This is a genomic window from Xylanibacter brevis ATCC 19188, assembly GCF_000621725.1.
GTDB lineage: Bacteria > Bacteroidota > Bacteroidia > Bacteroidales > Bacteroidaceae > Prevotella > Prevotella brevis.
In genome coordinates, this window is the sequence record NZ_JHXM01000023.1 from 18,471 (window position 1) to 45,432 (window position 26,962).

Sequence of the window (26,962 nt, forward strand, 5' to 3'; positions counted from 1 at the left end):
GGGGTCTTGGAGTTTGGGGGCGTTAAACGATGGTTTTGGGGGCTTCAAACGGTGCGTTTGGAGGCCCCAAACGTTATTTAAAGAGGAAGTCCACGAGGTCTATCTTGGCTTCCTTCTGTTCCGGTGTGGCGTGCTGCTCCAGGAGGGGAGAGACGCGGAGGGAATAGCGGAACTTGTAGAGGCGTTGGGCGTCGAGGGCTACCTGGGTCCACTGGCGGAAGGCTTCGCCTTGTGGGTCGGTGTCGGGGAAGATAATGATTCTGTGCTGAAGCAGGGGTTCCAGAAGTTCTGGTTTGAACATCTGGAGGCCGCCGCATGAGAGCCAGATAAAGTCGGGGAATTTTTCTGAAAGAATAATTGCCGTTTTCTCTGACTCTACAATGGCTATTGTCTGAGGGCTGAAGTCTGATGTCTGAGGGGTGAAGGCTGAGGGAAGAGGGCCAGCTTTGCTGGGAAATTGTGCAAAATTGGTCCCAAAATTATTCTCATAATTGTTAAATTTTGAATTAGATTTTGAAGAATTTCCAGCCGTAGGCTGCTCCAGGGTCAGCAGATGGAGGCCGAAGAGGCAGGGGTGGAGGTCGAAGTTCGGGGGTAGGGTGTCTTTCATGAGGGCATGGACCCAGGTGGGGTGGCGCTCCTTGTCACGGTGACAGTCGGGCTGGTAGTACATGATCTTGCCGGTACGCACGCGCTGCTGGTCGTCGATCTGCCAAAAGATGACGCCGCCGTCCTTGGAACAACCAAGGCGGTAGCGGGCTGCCGCGTGGCGCAGCTGGCTATCGGTGAGATAGCCGGCGGAGATGGCGGATTTACAGAATTGCGAATCCAGGGACAAGGACCGAGGGACGAGGTCGGGAGATAAAGGAACCACGGATTGCACGGATTGTACGGATATGGAGCCAGCTTTGCTGGGAAATTTAACAGAATTGGTCTCAGAATTGTTCAATTTTGAATTTAATTTTGAAGAATTTTCCGCTGAAAGCGGTTCCGAATCAATCAGGACGATGTGGAACTCGTTGACGAGCCAGTCGCAGGCTTCGGGGAAGGTTTTGTTCTCGTAGTCCTGCACGAGCTTAATCACGTCGCCGCCTTTGCCACAGACAAAGCACTTGTAGATGTTCTTTTTCTTGTTGACGTGCATCGAGGGATGCTTGTCGTCGTGGTACCAGCACTTGGCACGCTTCGTCAGTTTGCCCATACCATAGAGCGAGATGCCGAGCTTGGAGCAGACATCGAAGATAGGTATCTCGCGAATTCTCTTAAGATTTAAATCGTCGATCATCATAATTGTCAATTATCAATTGGAACGCCGGAGGTGAAAATCTGACCCCATACGTAATTCTCTCTACGAGAGAGAATGTAGTATGTGGGCCCCTAGAGTATTCACCGTAGGCATGCGCTAAAAGGGTAGGTTTTGCTGCACTGGTTCGGGCAAGGGGAGGAGATACTCCTTCTTGCCGAAGGGATTGGTGACACAGAGGAGGACCTTTTCGTCGACGGCCTTCTGCAGGATCTCGTCGTGCAGCTTGGGCTTGATGGCATTGGTGGCATCGTAGATCTGCGTCTTCAGCGTGTCCTGCTGATAGGGCTGACCGGGCGTCATGATGTCAGCAAAGAGCTGCTTGACATCGAAGACATACTTGCGCCCCTCCTTGCGTACGTACTTTGGGTTCATGTCGGGCAATTTGTTGGTGCCCTGCTGCATCTTCGCCGCCATCTTCTGCTGAGATCGGAACTGCGCCTCTACGAGCTCCTCGTGGGTACACAGGTAGGGCAGCCCCTCCTCGTTGACAGCGAACTGGAGTGCTGTGGGGATGTCGTACTTACGGGTGTCGGTCTGCGCCCAGGTGAAGATGCGCTCACTGGACTTGGAACACTCATACACCTCAAAGGCCTTGTTCTTGAGTTCGGTGCCTATCCAGCCACGGAGGTTACGGTCTTCCTGCGACTTGTTCTGGTGGAGCACGCACACGATGGCGCAATGGTTGTCGGAGGCCAGACGCATCAGTCGCTCGATGGTGTCTTGCGCCACCACGCCATCGTTGATATCTGCCACGAGGTCGCGGATACCGTCGAGCACCACCAGGTCGGGCTGGTAGCGCAGCACAAAGAGCTCGAGGATGCCGATACGGTCGGCCATGGCCTCGCCACGGACGTTGAACACATCCATCAGCTCGTTGGGGAACTGTTCCTCGGCGATGCCTGTGAGGGGGATGATACGGTTGCGCAGGATGTCTTGTGTCGATTCCTCGCTCTGCTCGGTGTCATACCACAGCACGTGTAGCCGTTTCTGCTCAATCCGTTCGACGGAGAGCAACTGACTGCGAAAGCACAGGGCCATGAGGATACTGCTGACGAAGGTCTTGCCACTCTTGGCCTTGCCAGACAGGCCGGTGAGCTCGCCTCGCGCAAAGCAGGGACTGCCGCCCAGACGGAACAGGAACTCCATGGGACGGAGCCTGGTTTGGGGCGTGATGCGTCTTCGGGCCTCCAACTGATGCAGGCGCTGTTCCTGTTCGCTGGAGATGCCAGCCAGGCACAGCTCTTCGCGAATCAGGTGCAAAGGAACTGAATTTTTCTGTTCTGTCATATAATATCTATCAAATTATTACGTTGACTATTCGATGTCTTGTTTGTGTTGACGATGCAAAGTTCGTTATTTCCTGCGAGACGAAAGAAAAAGTGTCCGTGTGAGGACGCATTTAACAAATGTTTTTATGTTGTAATATTTTATGCATTAATTATTCATTAATAGTAAGTTTTATATGAAGAAAGAAAACGTTTTAGTGACCCTGCCGTCAGCGCTCAAGCTGACAGCCATCGTATTGAAGAAGGCCGACCGTGTCTTCGCTAACAGTCGTCGTGCCATGGAGACCCGTTATCACCTGGCCCATGGCATTTTTTCGCGAGCCTAAAACGGGAAACTTCTGCCCAGCGATGTCCTGGGCGTAGATCAGCTCTTAGCCATCCATCAAGACATCCTCTCCTATTACGACCGTCACCCCTCCGCCACCTCCAACTGGGATTTGTCGGCGATCATTGGTGCGGCGGAAGGGTGACCCCCTCTAAATCTCCCCAAGGGGAGACTTGCTTTGGTGAGAGATGAGAGATGAGAGGTGAGAAGTGAGAGGTGAGAGGTGAGAGGTGAGAGGTGGTGCTGCAGAGCCGCAAAACCACCGGGACGGGTTATAACATTCTGTGGTTTTTCTATTTTTATTCAAAACAAAAAAATAAAAGCCGAATCGTTTGCACGGTTCGGCTTTTATTCGTAATTTTGCCCTGTGCAAAGAGATGCACATAAACATTTTAATTTGCTCTTTTGTGCATTGAATTGCGACCTCAGAATGTGAATGAGCAAATCAATCAACTAGTGGCTTGCGCCTAAAGCGCAGGCTTCCCATAGTTGATTGAAGGTTGTCGCAAACCTAAGGCGCGTATGGTGAAGACCTGCGCTTTCTTATTCCCTAAGGTTTGGCGCGGATAAATTTTAAGATAAATTATTAGTACTAACCAAATACAAATGTAACGATTATGAAAAAGATTCTATTTTTGTTAGTAGTTCTTTCTGCAATGAGTGTTAATACCTTGGCAGATGGACTCACTGCTACGCTCCAGCAGGGTGATAACATGCAGGTTTTCTATGGTACCGATGCATTTAAGCAGGCATATGAGGCTGCAGAAAGCGATGATGCGATTATAATACTTTCTTTAGGCACATTTAATTCTGTTCTCTCAATTGAGAAATCAATGACTATTGTTGGCTGTGGTGCATTTTCATATCCAAATACAATTATTAGTGGAACAATGAAGATAATGGCTGATAATGTAAAAATAGAAGGAATATATTTTAGTAGCAGTATTTCATTGGGGGCGATATCCAATTGTCATATAAAAAGATGCTATCTAAATACCACATTGAATGCGAGTGATACCCATATTAATACGTTTATTGATCAAAGTGTCGTTATGTCTGATTATGCTGTCGGTACAGGAGTGAATTACACAATTCAAAATTCTACTATTGAATCTTTTTATACAATGAATACTGAAGATAATAAAGCAAATATCACAAATTGCGTCATATATAAGTTTATAGGATTCGGTTCGAGTGGCTATGTAAACAGTGATGTTAAACAGCCGTATGCCATTTACATAAGTAATATTTTAGGTCATTCAAGAACTGGTAGTAATGATAATTATAACTATACTTGTTCCATTCTGTCAGAATACTATTATAATTATTTTGCAGGTAAATACGGAACCTTTACCCCGTCTTTCCCAGATGGTTGTAAACACGATGGAAATGAGAGTGGACGAGAGTATTCGGGTGGTTATCCTGCATCAGAATTTTCATCAATAGCGTATGGAACAGGTATTGATGGTACAGTTAAGGGAACATATGGTGGCTCAGGTTTCAAAAAAGAATCTAGTATACCTAAAATTACAAGTAAGACGATTCCCGCCTATGCTGATGAGCAAGGAAAAATTAATGTTACGATATCCGCAACTACGGGTCCCAATTAAACAGCTACATATGAAAAGATTTGTATTATTACTTTCCTTCGCAGTCTTTCTGTGGATGCCGATATTCTCTCAGAAAAGTCTTTCGGAATGGGAGTACTGGATAGATAGTGGTAACAAGGTAGTTGCCCCGTACAGTGATGGTGATGTCGCTTTTGCTATTGATGCCAGTAACTTGTCCGAGGGACTGCACACTTTGAGATGTCGTGTAAAGGACAGCGATGGCTTATATAGTCCGCTTTATATGTGGACATTCTTGCGCAAGGAAAAAACTCCGGAATTATCTCAGAAGGTTCTCTCGGAATGGGAATATTGGATTGATAGCGGAGACAAGGTTGTAGCACCGTATAATACTGGTGATATCGCATTTGTTTTTAATGCCACCGACTTGTCTGAGGGCCTGCACACTTTGAGATGTCGTGTAAAAGACAGCGATGGGTTATATAGTCCGCTTTATATGTGGACATTCTTGTGCAAGGGAAAAACTCCGGAATTATCTCAGAAGGTTCTCTCGGAATGGGAATATTGGATTGATAGCGGAGACAAGGTTGTAGCACCGTATAATAATGGTGATATCGCATTTGCTATTGAGGCCACCGACTTGTCTGAGGGCCTGCACACTTTGAGATGTCGTGTAAGGGACAGCGAGGGTTTGTACAGTCCGCTCTATATGTGGACATTCCTTCACAAAAAGAAACAAGATAATGTAGATAGGAAAATAACGTGGGTAAGGTACTGGTGGAATGACAGAACTGACCTCTCCGTCACGGAAAGCGTTGCAAATGACAGTTCTGTATTCGTGTATTCTGGCAAACTGACTGTTCCAGAATATGCAAAGACAGATTCCATAAACCGTATCGCTCGCTTTAATATTGTTGTAGGGGATAATACTGGCTATTTCTCTCCTGTTGAGTATGCTGACGTGGAGTATTCAGACGATCAGGCACCAGTTCCCGTGATAGAATTAGTGGAACAGACTACTACAGAAGTTACTTTAAAATGGTATATCATTAGCGATGAAGTGAAGGACTACAATATATACTATTCCGAGAATGATGGACCTTTCATCTTGTGGCTGCCAAACACTACAAAGGAGGGAAGTTCCTTCAAGGGGCAAATAGGCAAAACCTATCGCTTTGCAGTTACTGCCCGTGACAGATTTGGCAACCATGAACCTATAGATATTACCAAATGTGTTACTGTAACATTTTCAAACTAAGGAAGTAGATATCTATGGAAAAAGTTATAAACTATATAAAATCCAGAACTTACAACATATACTTCTGTATGTTTGTAATGCTGGGATTAATGATAACTCAAAAGATCTGTGCTGCAACAACAGTATCACTTTATGTGGGACAGAGCCAAATAATTTCCGCTCCCAACGCTCCTCAAGGCGCATTGTATGCTGTTACATGGGCTTCACGACATGCTTCTGTTTCTGTTTCAAATTACGGTTCATATGGAGGACAGGTGAGTGTCAACTCCTATTTTCAGGGAACTGCAGAAATACAGTGTGACTATTACTGGCGATGGTATTCTGGAACCACCCAACACACAAACCATGCCACGACATATTATTATGTCACTTGTAAGACTGTGAATCTTTCAATCAATCCTTCTAGCATGACGCTCAACCTTAATGAAGGAGCCAGTATTAGTTATTCGCTAAGTCCTAACATCAGCCCTACACCAACTGTCAGATTCTATTCCAACAATACAAATGTGGCTACAGTAAATAGCAATGGATACGTCTATGCAACAGGGGCTGGCTCAACCACAATTACTATAGAAAACAGTGCGGGCCCTTCTGCTTCTTGTTCTGTTCAGGTAAAGGCTCCGGTAGTTGTGACCAGTGCTTCTGTGTTTTCTCCAATAAACATTGGTGTAGATGAACAAAAGCATCTTTCCGTGTCAACCTATCCAAGTGATGCACCTGTTGATAGTCGGGTGTGGCGTATTGCAGAAGGTGATTCTTACATATCACTAAGTTCTTCTGGACTACTGACGGGTACGGCTCCAGGTACGGCAAAGGTTTATTGTACTGTAAATGGTAATGTAGTATCGAATACCGCTATCGTAAATGTGACTGAACCTCCATTAACATGTATCAGTACATCTCCCCTTAACGAGGAAATAGATGTATCGGCTTTTGTTAAACCATCGGTGATATTCTCACAGGTATTATATGAAGGTGAGTATTTTTCTTCTATAACATTGAAAGATGAGGAGAATGCAAATGTGGATGGTACAGTAAGCCTTCACGAAAATTTGTTGTCGTTCAGTCCGTCAAGACCGTTATCTGAAAATACGTTTTATACATTGAACATTCCTGTCGGAGCTGTAAAGAACAAATGGGGTTCGAGTTGTGAAACTGACATAATGATTCGATTCAAGACGGGAGAATACACAAAGCTGACATTGACCGCGTCGCCTCCGTCTGGATACATCTTTAAAGATAGTTGCGTAATGCTGACCGCCAGCCATCCTAATTCACAAATTTATTATACTAGCGATGGTTCAATACCTACTACTTCAAGTTCGCTTTACAAGGAACCGATAGTTGTTGATCGTGACATGCAACTACGGGCTGTTGCAGTGGGTGCTGGGTATAGGCAAAGTGATGTGCTTATAGCAGACTACATCCTGTCCAGCATGGAAATAGACAAAAGGTTCCCTTTGACGAAAGAACCTATGTTCATTTACAAAGATGTTGTTCCATTCATCAAATTCCGCAACAGGATAAATGCAAGTAGCAATATTGATAATGTAATGCTTACCAAAGATGGAATGACGATAAGAGTAGAGACCATCGTTAATGATAGTACACTATTCATTGTACCAGAGGAACCGTTGAGTTTGGGGTGCACCTATACTGTGACTATTCCTGCCGATGCGGTGAAATCGTGGCAAGGTGAGAGTTGCAAGGCCACCTCATGGACATTCAGCACTGGCGATTTTGCCACAGCCATTAGTGTGGGTGGGCCGGAATTAGGAATGGCTATCAAGACTGACGGCTCACTATGGACATGGGGACAGCGGATTACAGATGCCAATGCTGAGGACGGCAGTTACAGTTACACCCAGCAAACTGAGCCTGCTGATTTTGTCAGTGGCGATGTCGTGGCTGTGTCATCGGGCTACATGCACCATGCGTTGATTAAGCGTGATGGCTCGCTGTGGATGTGGGGCCGGCAGTATTGTGGTGAGTTCGGCAATGGCAGCACTACTGCCTCCGCACTACCTGTCAAGGTAATGGATGGTGTGAAGCGTGTGAGTTGCGGATTACAGAATACTGCCATCGTGAAACAGGATGGTACACTCTGGATGTGTGGTCGCAATGACCTGGGACAGATAGACGAGAGTCGCACAGTCCTGCCACAATATGTGATGGTGGCTGAGGATGTGAGTGACATAACGCTCAACTGGGGTTCTTTGCAGATTGTCAAGACTGACGGCACTATTGATATTCGCACCTGGGACGAAGAATTTGATGCACAACGCAAGTCTGTAGAGCCTGACAACTTAGACGCTGAATTTGAAACTATAGAATATGGTTGGAAGAATGCAGTGGCCTTGGAGAAGAATGGAAGTGTCTGGGCGTGGGGAGATTCGTCTCAAAAAGGAACATGGGAAGTAACTCCATCAATAGTTATTGCAGGCCGTAATTCTTCTGAACTAAAAGGAGTGTCATACGTAAATTCATCTATTACCTTGAAAGAAGGAGAAAAGTCTGTAGCAGAAGTTCTGCCCGTTCCTTTAACAGCCGACTATGCTTCCTTGTCATGGATGAGCAGTGACGAAGGTGTTGCTAAGGTGACGGAGAGAGGTGTTGTGACTGGCATCACACCTGGCGAAGCAAAAATAACGGTGACGATTACTTCAACACAAGGAGTGGTTTTTACTGCCATTTGCAATGTGACGGTTACAGGCATGAACGTTGATGCTATTTCCCATTCCATAGCCGATGATTCTTCAGACGATAACCACTCTGAAGACCCTGTTTACAACCTCCAAGGGCAACAGGTGAAGCAGCCCAAAAAAGGCATCTTCATTCGGAGGGGCAAGAAGGAAGTAATGCGTTGATAGCATCTTAAAGAAAAGAACCGCCTGGCAATGTGGAGACTCTTGCCTGGCGGTTCTTTTCATTTTTTTACAGCGCCCCTTTGGTGGAGGGCAGTTCATAGTGGCATCTGTTATGATATGATATTAACGAGGGACCGGGGGGACTGGTACTGAAGTGAACCTTATAGTTGTGTCCAACTTTCTGGGTTCACTTCATATTATGGAATGATATGGAAGTTGGAGGCAGCTTGCCTTTGTCATTAATCGAAAGTAGGGGTTAGTACTTTCTGGAACATGTGGCGGTAGGCTGCTACCTTCTTGTCGAAAGAGAGAGGTGGTGCGGCAGAGCCGCAAGATGAGAGGTGAGAGATGTAATATACGGTATGAGGAGGTGATGGCTTTTATCAAGGGCTATCATCGGAATCCGTCGCGGCATAGGATCGAGGAACATGACATGCTGAACTGGCTGAAGGTGAATCGTAAAGCCTTGAATGCTGGGAAGATGAAGCCAGAGAGGGTGGAGACGTTTAAAGAGCTACTCACCTTGACAGAACAATATCGGCGGAAGAATCAGTATGAGTAGCTGTGATGGCATCGCAACCTACGAGACATGAGGATAACATGTAGTCAAATCATGGCGCATGATGCTATCCGATTAACTTCGCGATTTGTTTGTCGGAAGCCTCGGGCAGGAGGGCGCTGAAATGATGCTTGAGGCGCTGAAAGGATTCCTCCGGTGTGTGAGGACATGGAGGTACGTCATGTCCTAAGAGTTGTTCGGGGGTCGTGAGAAGCGCCCAGCCCCATCCGTATTCATGGTTGTGCTTGTCCAGCGGATAGACGAAGTCTTCGGTGACGACACGGCAAGCCATCTGCAAACGTGTGACGTAGCCGTCGAACTTGCTCTGCATCTTTGGACCCGTAAAACCGCAGGCGGCACGCAGTTCACGTGTAATCATGCTGCCTTGCTCCTGCAGGGTGAATAGGATGGCTTCTTCGATGCTACCTTCTTCGGGTGCAGAAAACCTGCTGCGACGATAGTTACAGAAGTCGGGCCACCACTCGCGGCTGATAAAGCCAGCCTTGCCGGCAAAGAACTTTCCATAGACACAGTTGCCCTCCTGTACGATGGGGCCTTTCCATTTCCATAAAGGCCAGTCCCAACCGCCATCGGGATAGACGACATAGCGGCAGTCTTCGTCCACCAAGTCTTCAGCAGAAAAACCTGTGATGCCGCTGTCCAACAGAGGCAGAAAACCTATTTCTTGGATCAAGTCCATCAGTTCCGGGCAACTATGTATTTCTTCTTGTAGTCTCATCATATTTCGTCAAATACTTCTTTAAACATGAGTCGGTAGGCCTCCACCTTTTTGTCGAAGGCCAGGGGATAGGCGCGTGAAGAAGAGGGTAGGCGCCATAGGCTGAAGGGTGATGTGGTGCGCCTTTGGCGCAAAGTGAGAAGTGAGAAGTGAGAAGTGAGAGGTGAGTGCGCCTTTGGCGCAAGGTGAGAGGTGAGAGGTGAGAAGTGAGAAGTGAGAGGTGGTGCGGCAGAGACTAGCACAGAGGTGTTGACCTTGGGTACTTCTGGGATGCCAAGGGTGGCACAGATGGTGGCGGTGGCCTTCTCGCCAGTGGTGACGATGGCACGGAGGTGGGGAAGCTTGGAAATGAGGGCGCGGACATCGGTGGGCTCTACCACCTCGAGGAATTTGTCGGAGGCATTGTCTTGCAGACGGCGGATGGCGGTGGAGGTGTCGTAGAAGGCGAGGCCTTTCTCCCGACAGAAGGCGATAATATCGTCGATCTTGAAGCATTTATGCTCTGTGTCCACAAAGTGGTTCTTGTCGCCAAAGAACAGCTGACCCTCGATGCGCCAGTGGTCGTTGATGAAGTTGGGATAGTAGAAATCCATACACCACCGCTTGCGCTGTGGAGGGAAACTGCCCAGGAACAGTACTTGGGCGTTCTCGGGAAGGAACGGACGCAGTGGGTGATACTCCACGCTGTTGGTGCTGCGCGCTATGTTTTTTTCGTTCAGGTAGGATGTCGTAGTGGTCATAAGCGGTTCTTTTTCTTTGCAAAGTTACAAAATTTTTTGGTTTGATGTTGGCAATACAAATATAATTCGTATCTTTGTCGAAAATTGTATTTCTATTAATTATTAAGGATAAGACATGATAAGCGATAGCATCAAGTATATCGGTGTGGATGATCTCGACATCGATCTCTTTGAAAGTCAGTATGTGGTGCCCGAGGGCATGAGTTATAACTCGTATCTCATCGACGATGAGCAGATAGCCGTGCTGGACACGGCCGATTGTCGTAAGGGCGAGGCGTGGAAAGCTAACCTGACGAAGGCCCTGAATGGTCGTCAGCCCGACTATCTGGTGGCGCACCACATGGAGCCAGACCATGCAGCGCTGATAGCCTGGATGATGGAGACCTATCGCAATGTCAAACTGGTGTGCAGCGCGCAGGCCGCGAAGATGTTGCCCAACTTCTTCGAGGGCGTGAATTTCGAAGGTCGCGTTGTCATCGTCAAAGAAGGTGATACCCTGGCGCTGGGACAGCACACCTTGCACTTCATTGGTGCAGCTATGGTGCACTGGCCCGAGGTCATCATGAGCTACGAGAGCACAGAGAAGGTGCTGTTCTCAGCCGATGGTTTTGGTAAGTTTGGCGCATTGGTCAACGAGACCGACGACTGGGCTTGTGAGGCACGCCGTTATTATTTTAATATATGTGGAAAGTATGGCTCGCAGGTGCAGAGCGTTCTGAAGAAGGCTGCAGACATCGATGTGCAGACCATCTGTCCGCTGCACGGTCCGGTGCTGAAGGGTGAGGCCCTGAAAGAGGCGTTGCGCCTGTATGACATCTGGAGCAAGTACGAACCCGAGAGCGAGGGCATCTTTATTGCCTATGCCAGCATCCATGGCGGCACGGCCAAGGCTGCCGAGCACCTGGCAGAGTTGCTGCGCGAGAAGGGCGCCAAGAAAGTGGTGGTGAGCGATCTGAGTCGTTCGGACCTGGCCGAGGCTATCGAGGATGCTTTCCGCTATCCAACGGTGGTGGTGGCTGCCTCCAGTTATGATGCCGGTGTGTTCCCACCCATGCACGACTTCCTCTATCACTTGCAAATCAAGAACTACCAGAAGCGTCGCTTCGGTATCATTGAGAACGGCAGTTGGGCGCCAACGGCAGGTCGCGTGATGCGCACGATGATAGAAGCCATGAAGGATTGCGAGATCGTAGAGCCGATGGTCAGCATCCGCTCGCGCATGAAGGCGGAAGACGAGGAACAGCTGCGGATGTTGGCGAGAGGTTTGTGCGGCGGAGCCGCAAGATGAGAGATGAGTGCGCCTTTGGCGCAAACTGAGAACTGAGAATTGAGAGGTGAGAGGTGAAACAACCCCCTCTAAATCTCCCCAAGGGGAGACTTGCTTTTGGCGCAACTTCAACGATGAGACTAAAAACGCCCCTCCATTACAGGGAGGGGAACGGGGGTGGGTCTCTCTCTCCCTCCCTCGGGAGGGGCGGGGAGGGGTTGAGTGACATAAACAATTAAAAAGGATAATTAAGATTTTTTTTGTGAGGCTTTCAGATTATTTAGACTACCTTTGCAAGCCGAAAATGGTTTGAATCTTAACACATTAATTTTTTTATCTCGGGATAACTATGAGTACAGTCCTTGTTATTGCCTTTATTTTATTGGTAACCAATGCGTTAGCGTTCTATTTCGTGCGTCGCTATTATCAGCAATTGCTCAAACGAGAGCTGAGTAAAGCACAGAAAAGTGAACATCTGAAGTCTGTCTTCCTGGCCAATGTGAGTCGTTCGCTGCGCAAGCCGCTTAATGCCATCCTTGGCTACAGTAACATCATTCTGGCAGAAGAGAATAAAGACCTGCATGCTTCGCAGGTGAGAGACCTGGTGTCGCTGATCAATGCAGACAGTCAGCAGTTGCTTGGCTTTATCGGCCAGCTTCTGGAGTTGTCAAACTATGAGGGAAGCATGCCTTCGTTCACGCTGATTGAAGTCAACCTGGCCGAACTGATGGCCTCCTATCGTCGTGAGGCCATGAATGTGACCCGTCCCGATGTGTCTGTGGTTCTTCGCAGCGACTTGTCGCCCCACTGCAAAGCCACCCTCGACACCAACTTCATGCACCAGCTGATGATGCATCTGCTGACCGAGGCTGCCAAGAACACGATGAAGGGTGATATCATGGTGAACTTTAAGTATGAGCGTCACGGTCTGAAGGTGGCCATCACCTATGGCGGGGTAGGAAAGACCGACCTGCTGACCGAGGATATCTACTCATTCCTGCAGAAAGAGGATGCCATGATGCTGACCAAAGACAACTCCCGATTCGGACTCTCCATCTGCAAGGCCATCATTGATGCTTTGGGTGGCGAACTCGATTTTGAGACGGGCAATGGCTCAAAGACGGTTGCCTCGTTCTGGTTTCCCTGTAAGATGCGCGACAAACATAAACGATAATCATCGTTACTTTCCCCCAAAAAACTTCGAGCAGAACGTCTCGAAGTTTTTTTTATTTAATCCGTTCCAAGTGCCGTTTTTAGGCTAATATGTTTATAAACACCTTTGAAATTGTTTAGTTTTACGGGAATTATAGGCTAAAAAGGGAAAAATGTATTAAAAGATAGACATACATTCAAAAAAAATGTTTATTTTTGCACCGACAAATAAACCTGATTTAATTATATCGCTTAGGAAAGTCGGATTATGATAACGATTAATAAGATACTCAATTGGTATTTTAATAAGAAGTCTTTACCTTATTGGTGTATGCTTTTGCTGGATGCACTGATTTTGTTTATATCTGGAATATTTTCTTTCTGGCTGTACCGCAAGACCAACTTGCTCATAGAAGACCGTTTCCAGGTGTTCTACACCATGCTGGTGTTCACCCTGTTTGGTTGCATCGGCTTCCGTATGTTCCGCACCTATTCTGGTATTGTAAGATACAGTAGCTTTGTGGATCTGTCGCGTGTGGCCTACGGCAACCTGCTGGCCATGGCGCTGTCGTTTGGATATACGCTGCTGATACATTGTCGTGGCTTCAACGATTTTGCCGTGTTCAACAAGACCGAGATTCTGCTCACGTTCGTGATAGCCACCGTCCTGATGTGGGCCATCCGTATTCTGGTGAAGAACCTCTACAACATTGCCATCACCGACAAGGGTGCCATGAGGGTGCTGATATTCGGTGCACTGAAGGGTGGCGTCGGTCTGGCCAAGAATATCAATACCGAGCGTCCTAAGCGCTTCAACCTGCGTGGCTTTATCTCGCACGACAGTCGTGCGCATCAGATTCAGTTGATGGGACTCAACGTGTATCATATATCCGATGATCTTGAAGAAATCATCAAGCACGAAGGCATCGGGGGTATCCTGGTGTCGCCACTGCGCGTCAAGGAATTCCGCGATGATACCGCCCTCCAGGACCGTCTGATCAAGGCTGGTTGTAAGATCTTTATGGCAGAGTCTGCCAAGGAGATGGACGAGATAGAGATGACTGAAGACGATATCCAGCGCATGCAGTTGCGCGAGGTCCAGGTGGAAGACCTGTTGCCCCGTCAGGAAATCAAGGTGGATATGGACTCTGTGGGCGCTTTGCTGAAAGGCAAGACGGTGCTCATCACCGGTTCGGCCGGTAGTATCGGTTCGCAGATGGTGCGCCAGATAGCCATCTACAAGCCCGCCAAGATGGTGCTAATAGACCAGGCCGAGACGCCAGAACATGACATCCGACTGATGATGGCGCACGATTATCCCAACGTGGACGCCGAGACCATCGTGACCAGCATCTGTAAGGCTGACCGAATGGAGCAGATCTTCGAGACGTATAAGCCCGACTATGTGTTCCACGCCGCAGCCTATAAGCATGTGCCCATGATGGAGAACAACCCCAGCGAGGCCGTGCAGAACAACATCTACGGCACGAAGGTGATTGCTGACCTGAGCGTGAAATATGGTGTCAAGAAGTTTGTGATGGTCTCTACCGACAAGGCAGTGAACCCCACCAATGTGATGGGTTGCTCAAAGCGCATCTGCGAGATCTACGTGCAGTCGCTCAACAACTCGCAGGCGGTGACCCAGTTTGTGACCACCCGTTTCGGCAATGTGCTGGGCTCTAACGGTTCGGTGATTCCTCTGTTCCGCGAGCAAATCAAGAATGGTGGCCCCGTGACGGTGACTGACGAGCGCATCGTGCGTTTCTTCATGCTGATACCCGAGGCCTGTAAGCTGGTGCTGGAAGCCGGTACCAAGGGACATGGTGGCGAGATCTTCGTCTTCGACATGGGTAAGCCGGTGAAGATTGCCGACCTGGCTAAGCGCATGATAGCCCTGAGTGGCGCGAAGAACGTGGAAATCAAGTTCACGGGTCTGCGCCCTGGCGAGAAACTCTATGAGGAAGTGCTCAACGAGCTGGAGGGCACCAAGCCATCGTTCCACGAGAAGATACGTATTGCCGAGGTGCGCGAGTACGACTATCAGGAGGTGAACAAGGAAATCTGTGAGTTGATAGACCTCTCCAAGCAGTATGACGATATGGCCACGGTGGCTAAGATGAAGCATATCGTGCCGGAGTATAAGAGCAACAACTCTGTCTATGAGAAGTTGGACGGGTGTGCGGCGGAGCCGCAAGATGAGAGATGAGAGATGAGAGATGAGAGGCGGTGCGACTTTGTCGCAAAGTGAGAAGTGAGAAGTGAGAAGTGAGTGCGCCTTTGGCGCAACCTCAACGATGAGACTAAAAACGCCCCTCCATTACAGGGAGGGGTTGGGGGTGGGTCTATAAGCGGCACTATTCATTGCGAATAGTGCCGCTCTTTTTTATCTAATCCTTTTAGCGTTTGCTGGTAACGTCTTTTTCGTACTGCTGGATGGCAGCGATGTATTCCTCGCCTACGGGCACGTCGTTCTTCAGGTTGAAGTAGTCGAACACAGCACCGAAAGGCATTGACTTGGCCTCTTCCATCAGTGCCAGACGCTCAAAGTACTGACCGTTGTCCTCGTACTTGCGCAGCAAAGCCTTTGGTTCGAGCAGGGCCTGCAGAATGCACTTCTGAGTGGCACGTGTACCCACGATGTAAGCACCAATGCGGTTGATAGAAGCATCGAAGTAGTCAAGACCTACATGAGCGCGGTCCAGGGCATCGCAGCGTACCAGTTCCTTGAACAGATCCAGTGTCTGGTCGTTCATGATGGTCACGTGGTCTGAGTCCCAGCGCACGGGGCGGCTCACGTGGAGCATCAGCTCAGGCACGTACATCAGCAGCGTGCTGACGAAGTCGCTCACGTTCTCGGTCTGCTCGTAGTGACCGGTATCCAGAGTGTACATCTGCTTGCGGGTAGCGCAGTAGGCAGTGTAGAAATCGTGTGAGCCCACGGTGTAGCTCTCCAGACCGATACCAAACAGCTTAGCCTCGAAGCAGTTCTTCACGCCGTCCAGCTTCTCCTCCATGATCTCGTCGAGAGAAGCAGCCAGGATCTCACGATATTTCTGACGCTGCACGGGCATGTCCTTGCTACCATCATGCACCCAGATGTTCATGATACAGGGATCGTTCTGTGCCTTACCCATGGCGTCGGCAATGCGACGACAGCGCTTGGTGTGCTCAATCCAGAAGTCGCGGATAGACTTATCGGGGTTGCTCAAAGTCAAATCGCCACTCTTGGGGTGTGAGAACGATGTAGAGTTGAAGTCCAACTTCATGTTGTTCTCCTTAGCCCAGTCAATCCAGCTCTGGAAGTGCTTAACCTCCACCTGGTCGCGATCTACGAACTTGCCCTGGAAGTCGCCATAGATCTCGTGCAGGTTCAGACGGTGGTTACCAGCCAGCAGTGTCTTGACAAACTCAATGTCCTGGCGTACCTCGTCAATATTACGCGCGCGTCCGGGGTAGTTACCAGTGGTCTGAATACCACCACTCAATGCTTCGTTGCGCTCGAAACCAACTACGTCGTCGGTCTGCCAGCAGTGCAGCGAGATCTGCTGCTTCTGCAGGAGGTCGAGCACTGCATCTGTGTCAACGCCAATGGCAGCGTAGCGGTCTTTTGCCACGGCATAGGCTTTTTCAATTAGTTCAGCTTTCATTTTCTTTCGTTGTTTTTAGAGTTATAATTATTTTTATAATGTCGTTATAGGGGGGCACAGCGATGAACCTTATGCCACGAGGCGTTTAGGCCTGTGCTGTGATGCCAAGGAACTTCTCGTAGGCCTTGTCCCAGATGGCCTTGTCCTGTGGCTCGTACTTCACCATGGCGGTAGAGTTGGCGATGATGCTGCGCATCTGCCAGATGTCCTCGACTAGAGCCGATGCCTTGGCCTGCAACATGATGTTGCCAATGGCCGTGCATTCCTGTGGGCCAGCCAGTACGGTGGCACCAGTGGCATTGGCCGTGAACTGGTTGAGGTATTTGTTCAGGCTACCACCGCCGATGATGTGCAGCGTGTTGAGGCGGACGTCAGTGAACTCCTGAAGCCACGTGAACACCTGGCGATAGCGCAGGGCCAGCGAGTCGAAGATGCAGCGACAGATCTCTGCAGGCGTCTCGGGAACAGGCTGGTTGGTGTTCCGACAGTACTGCTGAATGGCACCAATCATGCTCGATGGTGCAGCAAACACCGCGTCGTCGGGGTTGATGATAGAGCGGAAAGCCTCCACCTGCATGGCCGAACCCTGCAGTTCGGGGTGGGAGAGACGGCGCACCTCCTCGGGCCACTCCAGTCGGCAGCGCTCGTAGAGCCACATGCCGCAGATGTTCTTCAGGAAGCGAGTGGTTCCCTCGATGCCTCCCTCGTTGGTGAAGTTGCGCTCGTAGCTCAAGTCGTTGATAATGGCATCCTTGGTCTCGATGCCCATCAGGCTCCAAGTGCCGCTAGAGAGGTAGGCAAATTGCTCGTCCTTGGCAGGTACGGCAGCCACAGCCGAGCCCGTGTCATGGCCAGCCACTGCAATCACAGGTACGGCTCCCAGTCCGGTGAGGCGCTGCACCTCTTCGGTCAGCGTGCCAATCACGGTGCCAGGCTGCACCATACGTCCGAACTTAGAGCGCTGCAAGCCAATGGAGCTGAGCAGTTTCTCGTCGAGCTCCTTGGTGCGAGGATCCAGCAACTGCGATGTAGAGGCGATGGTGTATTCACAAACCATCTCGCCGGTCAGCATCCATGACAGTGCATCGGGGATGAACAGGATCTTCTCAGCATGCTTCAGGGCCGAGTTGTTCTCGCGCTGCATGGCATAGAGCTGGAAGATAGAGTTGAAGTTCATGAACTGAATGCCGGTCACATCATACACCTCGCGCTTGGGCAATACGTTCTTCAGGTAGTCGTCCATAGCCTCGAAGGTGATGGGGTCGCGGTAGGCACGTGGGTTGCGCAGAATGGCACCGTCCTCGCCGATGCACACAAAGTCAACACCCCAGGTGTCAATGCCGATTGATGTGATATTGATATGGCGGGTGGCTACCTCTTTCAAGCCACGGATCATCTCGAAGTAAAGTGCGTGAATATCCCAGTAGTAGTGACCTCCCTGCTCAATCAGGTTGTTGGGGAAACGTGTCACCTCTTCCAGGTCAATCTTGCCATTGTCTATCTTGCCGATGATGGTGCGTCCGCTTGTGGCACCAAGGTCCACGGCAAAGAAATAATTCTCGTTTTCCATTGATTTGTTTTAGTTGTTTTTAGCGTTCGCATGCAAAGATACTAAGAATAACACTTTTGCTGGCCGTATTTTTTGATTTTCTCACTAAGAAAAATGATTTTCTCAAAATAAATGTTTAACTTTGCAAACCGAAAAGATAAAGGGTAAACAGGCAACAACTAAAATCTATATTAAGTAATATTCAAAATCCAATGTCAACATTAACCGTTTTCATTGTCGCAGTCTTCTGTATAGGCTATCTCTGCATAGCGCTGGAGAGTGTGACAAAAGTCAACAAAGCAGCTATTGCGCTGCTGATGTGTGTAGGCTGTTGGACACTCCTCATGGTGGCACCTGGTGCCTACTATCCCGAGGTGCCAGCAGACAGTGTAGTGCACCATATCAGTGAGGTCATTGAGCACCACCTGGGCGATGCTGCAGGTACGTTGTTCTTCCTCATGGGTGCGATGACCATTGTGGAGATTGTAGATTCCAATGGCGGCTTTAACTTTGTGCGCGACACGCTGAAGACCAGTTCCAAACGCAAGCTGTTGTGGCGTATGGCCTTTATGACCTTCTTCCTGTCGGCCATTCTCGACAACCTGACCACTAGTATTGTGATGGTGATGGTGCTGCGCAAGCTGGTGCAGAATAGGGAAGAACGTCTGATTTATGCTGCTTTGATCATCATCTCTGCCAATAGCGGTGGTGCCTTCTCGCCCATCGGTGACGTCACCACCATCATGTTGTGGATTAAGGGTGTGGTAACCACCCAGGGTGTGTTGACCGAGATTTTCGTGCCTTCGCTGGTATCAATGGTTATTCCTGCCGTCATCCTGTCGTTCTCGCTGAAAGGACGTTTCGATAAGAGTCAGAACCTGCCAAAGTCAGAGGTCAGCCAGTTCTCGAAGACCCAGCGCAACATCATCTTCTGGTTGGGCGTAGGCGGTCTGATGTTCGTGCCTGTGTTCAAGACACTGACCCATCTGCCACCGTTCATGGGTATCCTGCTGGTGCTGGGTGTGCTGTGGACCGTGACCGAAGTGTTCCATTACAACACCTCTGAAGACGACACCATGGCTAAGCGTGTGAGCGACCTGCTGTCGCGTATTGACCTCTCAACCATCATGTTCTTCCTCGGCATCCTGATGGCTGTTGCCGTGCTGCAGGAGGTTCAGGTGCTGGCTGCTATGGGTACTGGTCTGACAGAGGCCTTCTCAGGCAACTATTACCTCATCAACGGCATCATTGGTGTGCTGTCTTCTATTGTTGACAATGTGCCCCTGGTGGCTGGTTGCATGCACATGTATCCCGTCAGTGAAGTGGCTGGCGATGCTATGGCCGTGGACGGCATCTTCTGGCAGCTCCTGGCCTATTGTGCCGGTGTGGGCGGTTCGATGCTGATCATCGGTTCTGCCGCAGGTGTTGTGGTGATGGGCTTGGAGAAAATTACCTTTGGCTGGTATCTGAAGCGCATCACATGGATCGTGTTTGTAGGCTATCTGGCTGGTATCGGTTGCTACTGGCTGGAGAAGACGCTGCTCTTTTAAAGAAGTAAAAAAAGAACTGCCGGCATTGCTGGCAGTTCTTTTTTTGCGGCCGGGCGGCTGGCGGCCGGGAGATTTTGTCGAGATTTCGATATATCGATATGACGATATTTCGACGCGGCCGCCATTCGATATCTCGATATCTCGATATATCGAAATTCTTTTTGCGGCCGGTTGCGGCCGGCGGCCGGCTATTTATTTCTAAGTTCGCTGGGCTTGCGTCCGATTTTTGCTTTGAACTTGGCCGAGAAATAGTCGGGCGACTCAAAGTTCAAGCGATAGGCAATCTCTTTGATGCTGAGGTCGGTGGAGCTGAGCAACTCTTTGGCGCGCTGCAGTCGCAGGTCTTGCTGGTAAATGGCAGGCGACAGTCCTGTATGCTCTTTAAACAGTTTTCGGAAATTGCTGTAGCTGACGCCCATGTCCTCGGCAATCTGCTGGATGGTGAGCGGACTCTCGAGCGATTCACGGATGCGCATACGTGCCCTGCTGATCATGTCCACGTGTGCCTCGTTGCGCGTCTTCAACTGAATATTGCGCTCCAGCGAGTACATCATGCCAATCAGGTGGTTCACGATGCCCGCCAAAAGCTGTTGGGAGTAGGCCGCCTCTTCCACGGCCGTCTCGTAGGCTTGTTTGTAGAGTGTTTCGATATCCGACGAGTATCCCACATGATAAATAGGTTTCGAAGGAGAGATAAAGCCAGCTCTCACACGCTCGTTCATGTTGTTGCCCTTGAATCCAATCCAATAGCACTTCCATCCCTTTTCGCGTGATGGACAGTAAGTGTGCCATTCGCCAGGAAACAAGATGAAGATGTCGCCCTCTTTAAGCACGGTCTCCCTTTGTGATTCGCTGCGGAACACCCCTTCACCTTCTATAACATATTGTAGCTGATATTCCTGAAGTGTGCGTCCTTTATGACAGTCGAAATAGTATCCATCGGCATGTCCGCGTGTAGGGTATTCTTCGTTGGGGGCTATCTCCTCGTAACCCACAGTGGTAACGGTCAGGCCCCATTGTTTGTCTCGTTCGCTGGCGAGAAGGTATCTGCTTTTTTGCATAGTTTAATCAAAAAACTCTTTCATTATTACTGTAGTCATCCTTTCAACTGACAGGGTATCCAAAGCCAGAACGTAGAGCCGTGGCCCTCGCCCTCGCTGGTGACACCAATATCTCCGTTACAACGCTCGGCAATGCTCTTGCTGATGCTCAGTCCCAGTCCGGTACCCTGAACAAAGTCGTTGAGCTTCACGAAGCGTTTGAATACATCTGCTTGTTTGTCTTTCGGGATGCCAGCGCCAGTGTCTTCACAATAGATGTAAAGACCCTTCTCGCTGTCGGATGGCCTGTTGGGACAGGTGGTGTATTGATAGCCCACCTTGATATGTCCCTCCTTTGTATATTTCACAGCGTTGGTCACGAAGTTGGTGACCACCTGCTGGATGCGTCCTTTGTCTATGCAGGTGTTGAACGACTGATAAGTGTTTTCTGCGATGAACGTTACGTTAGGATCCTGCACGCGCTGTCGCAAGGTCTCACAGATATCGTTGAATGCCACGGCGAAGTCCACATCTTCCGGATGGATAGACTGTGGTCCCTGGTTCATATCGGAAGCTTCGAGGATGTCGTCGATGAGTCGCATCAGCATGTCGCAGTTGTTGCGGATGATGCGGATGAACTCCTGTCGGTCCTCGGGCACATCGACCATCTGCAGCAGGTCAGAGAACCCCACGATGGCATTCAGCGGTGTGCGTATTTCGTGGGTCATGTTGGCTAGGAAGGCACTCTTCAGTCGGCCCGAATTCTCGGCGCGCTGCGTCTCCTCCTTCAGTTTCTCCTGTGCTTCCATCAGTTCGCTGACATCCTTCACGATGCCCATGTAGCCCGTCTTCTGTCCGTCTTCATTATGGAAAGGAATACCGCTGATCAGGTACCACCCAGACTGGTCGTCGAGGAAGGTGCGGTCGAAGAGGTGCACCGTGTTGAGAGGCTTGTTGCTGCTCAGCAGTTCGCCCAAAGCTTGAGCTGCCTGTTGACGCTGCGAAATGTTGATGGAAGAGAGATACTCCTCGAAAGTCTCTGTATAGCCCTTGTCGCGCAGCGACTGTGAGAAGTGTATGATACCCTCTTTGTCGATGGTGTGCCATACAAACATCTTGCTGCTCTCCAGCAGGTAGTGCAGTTCACTCTCGTATTTCAAAATGGTGCTGTTGGCATCCTGCAGCTCTTTGTCGCGGTGCTGCTGTTCCAGATACGTCTTGCGCTCGTCGGTGATGTCGCGTGCGGCAAACATGTAGAAAGCACGGTTGCCCTCGTTGTCGAAGACAGGACGTATCTTGGCCTCGATAAACTGGTCAATGCCTATCTCCGGCTGATACATGTGCTGGCAGACGTGGAATTCTTCAGTCCTGTCGCGTTCGAAGTCTTTCTCCAGATGCGGCGTGTCAAACATGTTGACGTTGAGGTAGTATGTGTCGCCTTTATCGTCGAAATTACAAAGTTTGCGCATGGCTGGGTTCACATCTATCAAGGTGCCGTCGGGGGTGTAGAACGACATGGCAGATAGCGTACTCTCGAAAGCCCTTTTGTAGTTTTTGCCAAGTTCCGTCAGTTGGGCATCGGGCTGTTCCTCCTCATTGTTAATCTCATGGTGCTCCACGTAGTGAGTGATGGCCTTGAGCATTCGGTTCTTAGATGTTGTAATGGCCAATTGCCTGTTCACTATGAAGAAAGCCACGGTCAGGATGATCCCCATCCCGACGATGACCAGGATGTTGATGGTGATGAATGATGCAAAGATCGTGTTCAGCAGTATCATAGTGAAGCCTTTCTTTCAATTGTTATTGCACTACATGGCAGGGTGATAACCACGGCTGTGCCCTTTCCTTCCTCCGAGTACACACTGATGGTGCCACCCATCTGCTGGAGTAGTTCCTTGCAGATGGCCAGTTCCAGACCCGTACCCTTGTTCATGCCAGAGACGAAGCGTTCGAAGATGTGGGGCAGATTTTCCTTCTTGATGCCACATCCCGTATCTTCGATGGTGATAAACAGCTTTCCGTCGATATAGTCGTAGCGCGCATTGATAGAGCCCTGGTCCGTATAGGTGGCTGCGTTCTCAATGATTTTGCGGATGACATAGCCCACATGTGTGTCGTCGATTTCCACGAAGAGCTGGTTGTAGGGCTGTTCGATGTTGAGTTTCACGCCCTCTTTCTCGTGCTCTTCCCATCCCTTCTGACAGTGGTTCACGAACGACTTACAGAAGTCTGTGGCTTTGGGATTGATCTCAATCATCTGTGCATCCAGTCGCGAAAGGAACAGGATGTCGTTGATGAGTCGCAGCAAGTGCGCTGAGTTGTTTTTGATCTCCTCGATGAACACCTGCTCGTCCTCTGGTGATGCCGCCTCGTCAAACAGTTCGGCAAAGCCGACAACGGTGTTCAGTGGCGTGCGAATCTCGTGACTCATATTGCGCAGGAACGTGTTCTTAATGCTCTCCACTTCTTGTGCGCGTGCCGTCTCGATGGCCAGCAGATGCTCGGTCCATTTTGTCTGGCTCACATCTCGGCAGATGCCAAAGTAAGACATCACCTGGCCTTGTTCATCGAAGACCGGCAGCAGGTCGAACTGCAGGTAAAGCACCTCTGTCCCTTTGTTACGGATGATGGTCTTGATATTGGTGGTGATGGGGTTCGATGTCCTGTTGTCCAGCAGCTTGAAAGTGTGTGTGAGCGTGCGCTTATAGGCATCGTCCACAAACACCATGCATCGTGCCTGGGTCAGCGTGTGGAGTTCCTTGTGGTTGCCATCAAAGATAGTCAGGTCGTGGGTGGTAGGTGAATACTTGATGATGCGCAGACCGCCCACCTGTAGGATATAGTCGATGTTGTTGATATAGCTTGTGATCTCCTTGTTGACAACATCCAGTTGACGCGTGCCCTCTTTCAGTTTGCGGAAGGCATGGACAAACTCGCCCATGTCTCGCCCTGTGCTAAAGATATATTCCAGCTTGCCGTTCTCGTCGAAGACAGGCTTGAGCTGCATCTCGATATACACTGGTGGTTGGTCGGGTTGAGGCATGGCGGTGGTGCAGATATACACCTCGCGCTTTTTCATCTCCTCGATGATCGACTCGTCAAAGCTGTTGGATAGGGTGATGTTGCTGGCAATCAGTTCTTCGTGCGTCATGCGCAGAATCTTGGCCGACTCCTCGTTGACGTCGAGCATGGTGCCGTCGGGGGCAAAGATGGCCAGACCGGCAAAAGAAGAATCAAAGATGTTCTGGTAGCGCAGCAGCACATCTTTCTCTTGACTGATGCGCTGATGCTCTTTGGTGATGTCACGGCGAGCGCCAAAGATCAAATACGGTTTACCGTTGGGACGGCGGTATAACGACAAGTCCAGACTGAAGTAGCGTGTCTCGTGCTTCTCGTTGGTCTCGTCTTCGTCCTGGATGAGCAGTGTCACCTTCTCCTCCTGGTTGTTGATCAGTCGGCCGAAGGCCTCGTTGACACGTGTGAAGTCACCGTGCAAGTAATTGCGTGCAAACTCCAGTGCCCTCATCGTCTTGCAGGGGCGCCCTTCATCATCAATCCACGAAAACGTCTGTCGGTCCACGTGATACACCCATATCTTCATGTTCAGGGGTGCAATGATTTTCGACAGCTTGTTCGACATCCTGGCGTTCTCCTGCCTTTTCTTCACCTCTTTGCGGTGCACATAGAAAAGGTAGCCTCCTGTTGAAAAGAACAGGAGCAAACAGATGACGTTGATGATGAAAGGTGTTAGTAGCAAGGCTTTTTAGTTATTTAGCGTTGTCTTACTTGTTGAGAATCTTTTTGACCTCGTTACCAATCTTCACGAGATAGACGCCTTTTTTCAGCGAGTTAGCACTGAGTGTGACAGATTCATTGGCTTTAAAAATCTCCTCGCCTTTCAGGTCGTATATGGTGCAGCGCTCGCCTTTGGCAATCTCAATGCGCAGCACACCATCGCGCAACTCAAACTTCGAAGCCATGTTCTGAGAGGTAATGCTTGTGAGGTCGCCAGCAGAGAAAAACATCTTCGACAGGCCAGAGAGAGGCAGACGCTGGGTGGTGCCATCGGTCATGGAGAGAATCATGTCGGAAGCATCGAACGTGATCTTGTTGATCTTGCTCACCTCAAAATTGCTGGCAGCACCATCCTGACTGACGGTCAGATAGGCAAAATTATCGGCCATCATTTGGGTGCTGACTGTGAGCAGCAGTGCTGTGATTAAACTTCTTAAAACCTTCATACCTTTATAATAAATTTGTGGCAAAGATATAAATTATTTTGGAAAAAGTGAGCATTTCCTTTGTTTTTTTACAAAAAAAAATCCTTTTTGTTGCTCAATCAAAATAAAACCACTAAATTTGTCAACAGAAAATTAAATCACATTATTATGATAGACGTAAAAGAGACATTAAGTAAAAGTGAAGAGCGCATGGAGATGGCCGCTATGTACCTGGAGGAAGAGCTGAGCCGCATCCGTGCCGGACGTGCCAACGTGGCCATCCTCGATGGTGTGCGCGTGGAGTCATACGGAAGCAGAGTGCCCCTGAACCAGGTGGCCACCGTGAACTGTCCCGATGCGCGTACCATTGCCATCAAGCCTTGGGACAAGAAGCAGATTCGCGATATTGAAAAGGCCATCATGGACAGCGATGTAGGCATCACCCCCGAGAACAATGGCGAGGTGATCCGCTTGGCGCTGCCTCAGCCCACCGAGGAGCGTCGTCGTGACCTGGTGAAGCAGTGCAACAAGATTGCCGAGAAGGCTAAGGTTGAGGTGCGCAACGTGCGTTCTGACGTGAAAGACAAGCTGAAGAAGGCCATCAAAGACGGTCTGAGCGAGGACAACGAGAAGGATGCCGAGGCCGAGTTGCAGAAGTTGCACGACAAGTACATCAAGAAGCTCGACGAGCTGATTGAGGCCAAGAACAAGGAGATTATGACGGTTTAATGAAAGGACTGGTCATTAAGAATACAGGCAGCTGGTACACCGTCCGTATGGACGATGGCCAGCTGCTTGATTGTAAGATAAAGGGTAACTTCCGTCTGAAGGGCATTCGCACCACCAACCCCGTGGCCGTTGGCGACCGTGTGGAGGTGAATGGAGAAGGCTGGATTGTGGAGATAGAAGATCGCCGTAACTATATTATCCGAAAGAGTATCAACCTGTCGAAGCAGAGTCATATCCTGGCGGCTAATGTGGATCAGGCTTTCCTTGTTGTAACTATCAGTAGACCAGAAACTTCAACTACGTTTATTGATCGTTTTCTCGCGTCGGCCGAGGCCTATCGTGTTCCCGTGGTGTTGGTGTTCAACAAGACCGACCTGCTGGATGCCGACGAGCTGCGCTACCAACAGATGATGGTGACACTCTATGAGACCATCGGTTATGAGTGTCGTCAGATCTCTGCCAGCACGGGTGAGGGCGTGGACGACCTGCGACAGATGTTGGAAGGCAAGGTGACTTTGCTGAGCGGCAACAGTGGTGTGGGCAAGTCAACACTGATCAACCGATTGGCGCCCCATGCTAATCTGCGCACTTCTGAGATTAGCGATGCCCACAACACGGGTATGCACACCACGACATTCAGTGAGATGATACCCATCGAACCTTCTGGCTACCTCATTGACACACCGGGTATCAAGGGTTTTGGTACCTTCGACATGGAGCCTGAAGAGATCACGGGGTATTTCAAGGAGATCTTCCGTTTTTCGCAGGACTGCCGTTTCTCTAACTGTACGCATACGCACGAGCCTGGTTGTGCTGTGCTCAAGGCTCTGGAGAACCACTATATTGCTGCCAGTCGTTATCAGTCTTACCTCTCCATGCTGAATGACAAGGAAGAGGGAAAATACCGCGAGGGATTCTAGGTAGTATTGAGGTTGGCGGATAGACGGCACGCTGTCGCGTGGAAATTATACAAAATTGAGTTCAGAATTTCTCAGGTTATAAAAAAATATCATGTAGAATTTTGGATCAGATTTTGAAAAATTTGACTTTCCCTGTCGGCCGTCGAGCTATACCTTCCCTGCGTAGCAGGCTTGAGATAGAAGAGATACGGCACGCTGTCGCGTGGAAATTATACAAAATTGAGTTCAGAATTTCTCAGG

The 26,962-nt window shown here is 49.5% G+C and carries 21 protein-coding genes; 11 read left to right on the forward strand and 10 right to left on the reverse strand.

Annotated elements, in window-relative coordinates; translation table 11 throughout:
- Positions 1 to 73: 73 nt before the first annotated feature.
- Together T433_RS0111795 and T433_RS15995 are read right to left on the reverse strand one after the other, a co-directional pair.
- Positions 74 to 1,288 carry a DUF6371 domain-containing protein gene (locus T433_RS0111795; protein WP_027455939.1) on the reverse strand — a complete coding sequence of 405 codons (1,215 nt, stop codon included), beginning with the start codon at positions 1,286 to 1,288 and terminating at the stop codon, positions 74 to 76.
- Between the two features lie 114 nt (positions 1,289 to 1,402).
- Positions 1,403 to 2,593 carry an AAA family ATPase gene (locus tag T433_RS15995; RefSeq protein ID WP_052357111.1) on the reverse strand — a complete coding sequence of 397 codons (1,191 nt, stop codon included), beginning with the start codon at positions 2,591 to 2,593 and terminating at the stop codon, positions 1,403 to 1,405.
- A 196-nt stretch (positions 2,594 to 2,789) separates the two neighbouring features.
- On the opposite strand from T433_RS15995, the gene T433_RS16945 reads away from it, so the two are divergent.
- From T433_RS16945 to T433_RS0111825, 5 genes are all read left to right on the forward strand, one after another.
- Positions 2,790 to 2,918 (forward strand): hypothetical protein, encoded by a 129-nt coding sequence (locus T433_RS16945; protein WP_282706179.1) that lies wholly within the window; start codon positions 2,790 to 2,792, stop codon positions 2,916 to 2,918.
- 616 nt (positions 2,919 to 3,534) lie between these two features.
- A complete protein-coding gene (locus tag T433_RS0111810; protein WP_155808500.1) occupies positions 3,535 to 4,527 on the forward strand; it encodes a hypothetical protein in 993 nt (330 codons plus the stop codon).
- Between the two features lie 10 nt (positions 4,528 to 4,537).
- On the forward strand, positions 4,538 to 5,743 hold the full coding sequence (locus T433_RS0111815; protein ID WP_155808501.1) for a fibronectin type III domain-containing protein: 1,206 nt from the start codon (positions 4,538 to 4,540) through the stop codon (positions 5,741 to 5,743).
- 407 nt (positions 5,744 to 6,150) lie between these two features.
- Positions 6,151 to 8,610: an Ig-like domain-containing protein gene (locus tag T433_RS17060; protein ID WP_428837378.1), complete on the forward strand. Its 2,460-nt coding sequence runs from the start codon at positions 6,151 to 6,153 to the stop codon at positions 8,608 to 8,610.
- A 373-nt stretch (positions 8,611 to 8,983) separates the two neighbouring features.
- A complete protein-coding gene (locus T433_RS0111825; RefSeq protein WP_155808502.1) occupies positions 8,984 to 9,172 on the forward strand; it encodes a hypothetical protein in 189 nt (62 codons plus the stop codon).
- Between the two features lie 64 nt (positions 9,173 to 9,236).
- Here T433_RS0111825 and T433_RS0111830 read toward each other — a convergent pair whose 3' ends face one another.
- Positions 9,237 to 9,911: an AlkZ-related protein gene (locus T433_RS0111830; protein ID WP_345938764.1), complete on the reverse strand. Its 675-nt coding sequence runs from the start codon at positions 9,909 to 9,911 to the stop codon at positions 9,237 to 9,239.
- Positions 9,908 to 10,648, reverse strand: coding sequence for a uracil-DNA glycosylase family protein (locus T433_RS0111835; protein WP_044109894.1), 741 nt, complete (start codon positions 10,646 to 10,648; stop codon positions 9,908 to 9,910). Before T433_RS0111835 ends, T433_RS0111830 begins: the two co-directional genes overlap by 4 nt.
- A 115-nt stretch (positions 10,649 to 10,763) precedes the next feature.
- Between T433_RS0111835 and T433_RS0111840 the strand changes: the two genes are divergently transcribed.
- From T433_RS0111840 to T433_RS0111850, 3 genes are all read left to right on the forward strand, one after another.
- Positions 10,764 to 11,936: an FprA family A-type flavoprotein gene (locus T433_RS0111840; RefSeq protein WP_027455945.1), complete on the forward strand. Its 1,173-nt coding sequence runs from the start codon at positions 10,764 to 10,766 to the stop codon at positions 11,934 to 11,936.
- Between the two features lie 328 nt (positions 11,937 to 12,264).
- Positions 12,265 to 13,089: a sensor histidine kinase gene (locus T433_RS0111845; RefSeq protein WP_081778488.1), complete on the forward strand. Its 825-nt coding sequence runs from the start codon at positions 12,265 to 12,267 to the stop codon at positions 13,087 to 13,089.
- A 246-nt stretch (positions 13,090 to 13,335) separates the two neighbouring features.
- Positions 13,336 to 15,273 carry a polysaccharide biosynthesis protein gene (locus T433_RS0111850; protein ID WP_027455947.1) on the forward strand — a complete coding sequence of 646 codons (1,938 nt, stop codon included), beginning with the start codon at positions 13,336 to 13,338 and terminating at the stop codon, positions 15,271 to 15,273.
- 190 nt (positions 15,274 to 15,463) lie between these two features.
- Here T433_RS0111850 and T433_RS0111855 read toward each other — a convergent pair whose 3' ends face one another.
- Together T433_RS0111855 and T433_RS0111860 are read right to left on the reverse strand one after the other, a co-directional pair.
- Positions 15,464 to 16,714, reverse strand: coding sequence for an L-rhamnose isomerase (locus T433_RS0111855; protein ID WP_027455948.1), 1,251 nt, complete (start codon positions 16,712 to 16,714; stop codon positions 15,464 to 15,466).
- An 85-nt stretch (positions 16,715 to 16,799) separates the two neighbouring features.
- Complete coding sequence (locus T433_RS0111860; RefSeq protein ID WP_027455949.1) at positions 16,800 to 18,284, reverse strand: rhamnulokinase; 1,485 nt, start codon at positions 18,282 to 18,284, stop codon at positions 16,800 to 16,802.
- A gap of 191 nt (positions 18,285 to 18,475) precedes the next feature.
- Here T433_RS0111860 and nhaD point away from each other — a divergent pair, with 191 nt between their 5' ends.
- Positions 18,476 to 19,813 (forward strand): sodium:proton antiporter NhaD, encoded by a 1,338-nt coding sequence (nhaD, locus tag T433_RS0111865; protein ID WP_027455950.1) that lies wholly within the window; start codon positions 18,476 to 18,478, stop codon positions 19,811 to 19,813.
- 188 nt (positions 19,814 to 20,001) lie between these two features.
- Here the strand turns inward: nhaD and T433_RS0111870 are convergent, their stop codons facing one another.
- Genes T433_RS0111870 through T433_RS0111885 form a run of 4 tightly spaced genes read right to left on the reverse strand, consistent with a single transcriptional unit; the run spans position 20,002 to position 25,094 of the window.
- The gene (locus tag T433_RS0111870; RefSeq protein WP_027450919.1) at positions 20,002 to 20,874 is read right to left on the reverse strand and encodes an AraC family transcriptional regulator; all 873 of its coding nucleotides are present in this window, start codon (positions 20,872 to 20,874) and stop codon (positions 20,002 to 20,004) included.
- Between the two features lie 35 nt (positions 20,875 to 20,909).
- Complete coding sequence (locus tag T433_RS16000; RefSeq protein WP_052357112.1) at positions 20,910 to 22,631, reverse strand: PAS domain-containing sensor histidine kinase; 1,722 nt, start codon at positions 22,629 to 22,631, stop codon at positions 20,910 to 20,912.
- A complete protein-coding gene (locus tag T433_RS0111880) occupies positions 22,628 to 24,610 on the reverse strand; it encodes a PAS domain-containing sensor histidine kinase (RefSeq protein WP_155808503.1) in 1,983 nt (660 codons plus the stop codon). Before T433_RS0111880 ends, T433_RS16000 begins: the two co-directional genes overlap by 4 nt.
- Before the next feature lie 25 nt (positions 24,611 to 24,635).
- Positions 24,636 to 25,094: a T9SS type A sorting domain-containing protein gene (locus tag T433_RS0111885; RefSeq protein WP_027455952.1), complete on the reverse strand. Its 459-nt coding sequence runs from the start codon at positions 25,092 to 25,094 to the stop codon at positions 24,636 to 24,638.
- Positions 25,095 to 25,241: 147 nt separating this feature from the next.
- Here T433_RS0111885 and frr point away from each other — a divergent pair, with 147 nt between their 5' ends.
- Both frr and rsgA read left to right on the forward strand, forming a co-directional pair.
- Positions 25,242 to 25,802 carry a ribosome recycling factor gene (frr, locus tag T433_RS0111890; protein ID WP_027450916.1) on the forward strand — a complete coding sequence of 187 codons (561 nt, stop codon included), beginning with the start codon at positions 25,242 to 25,244 and terminating at the stop codon, positions 25,800 to 25,802.
- Positions 25,802 to 26,722 (forward strand): ribosome small subunit-dependent GTPase A, encoded by a 921-nt coding sequence (rsgA, locus tag T433_RS0111895; protein WP_027455953.1) that lies wholly within the window; start codon positions 25,802 to 25,804, stop codon positions 26,720 to 26,722. The genes frr and rsgA overlap by 1 nt, the downstream gene beginning before the upstream one ends.
- The last annotated feature ends 240 nt before the right edge of the window (positions 26,723 to 26,962 follow it).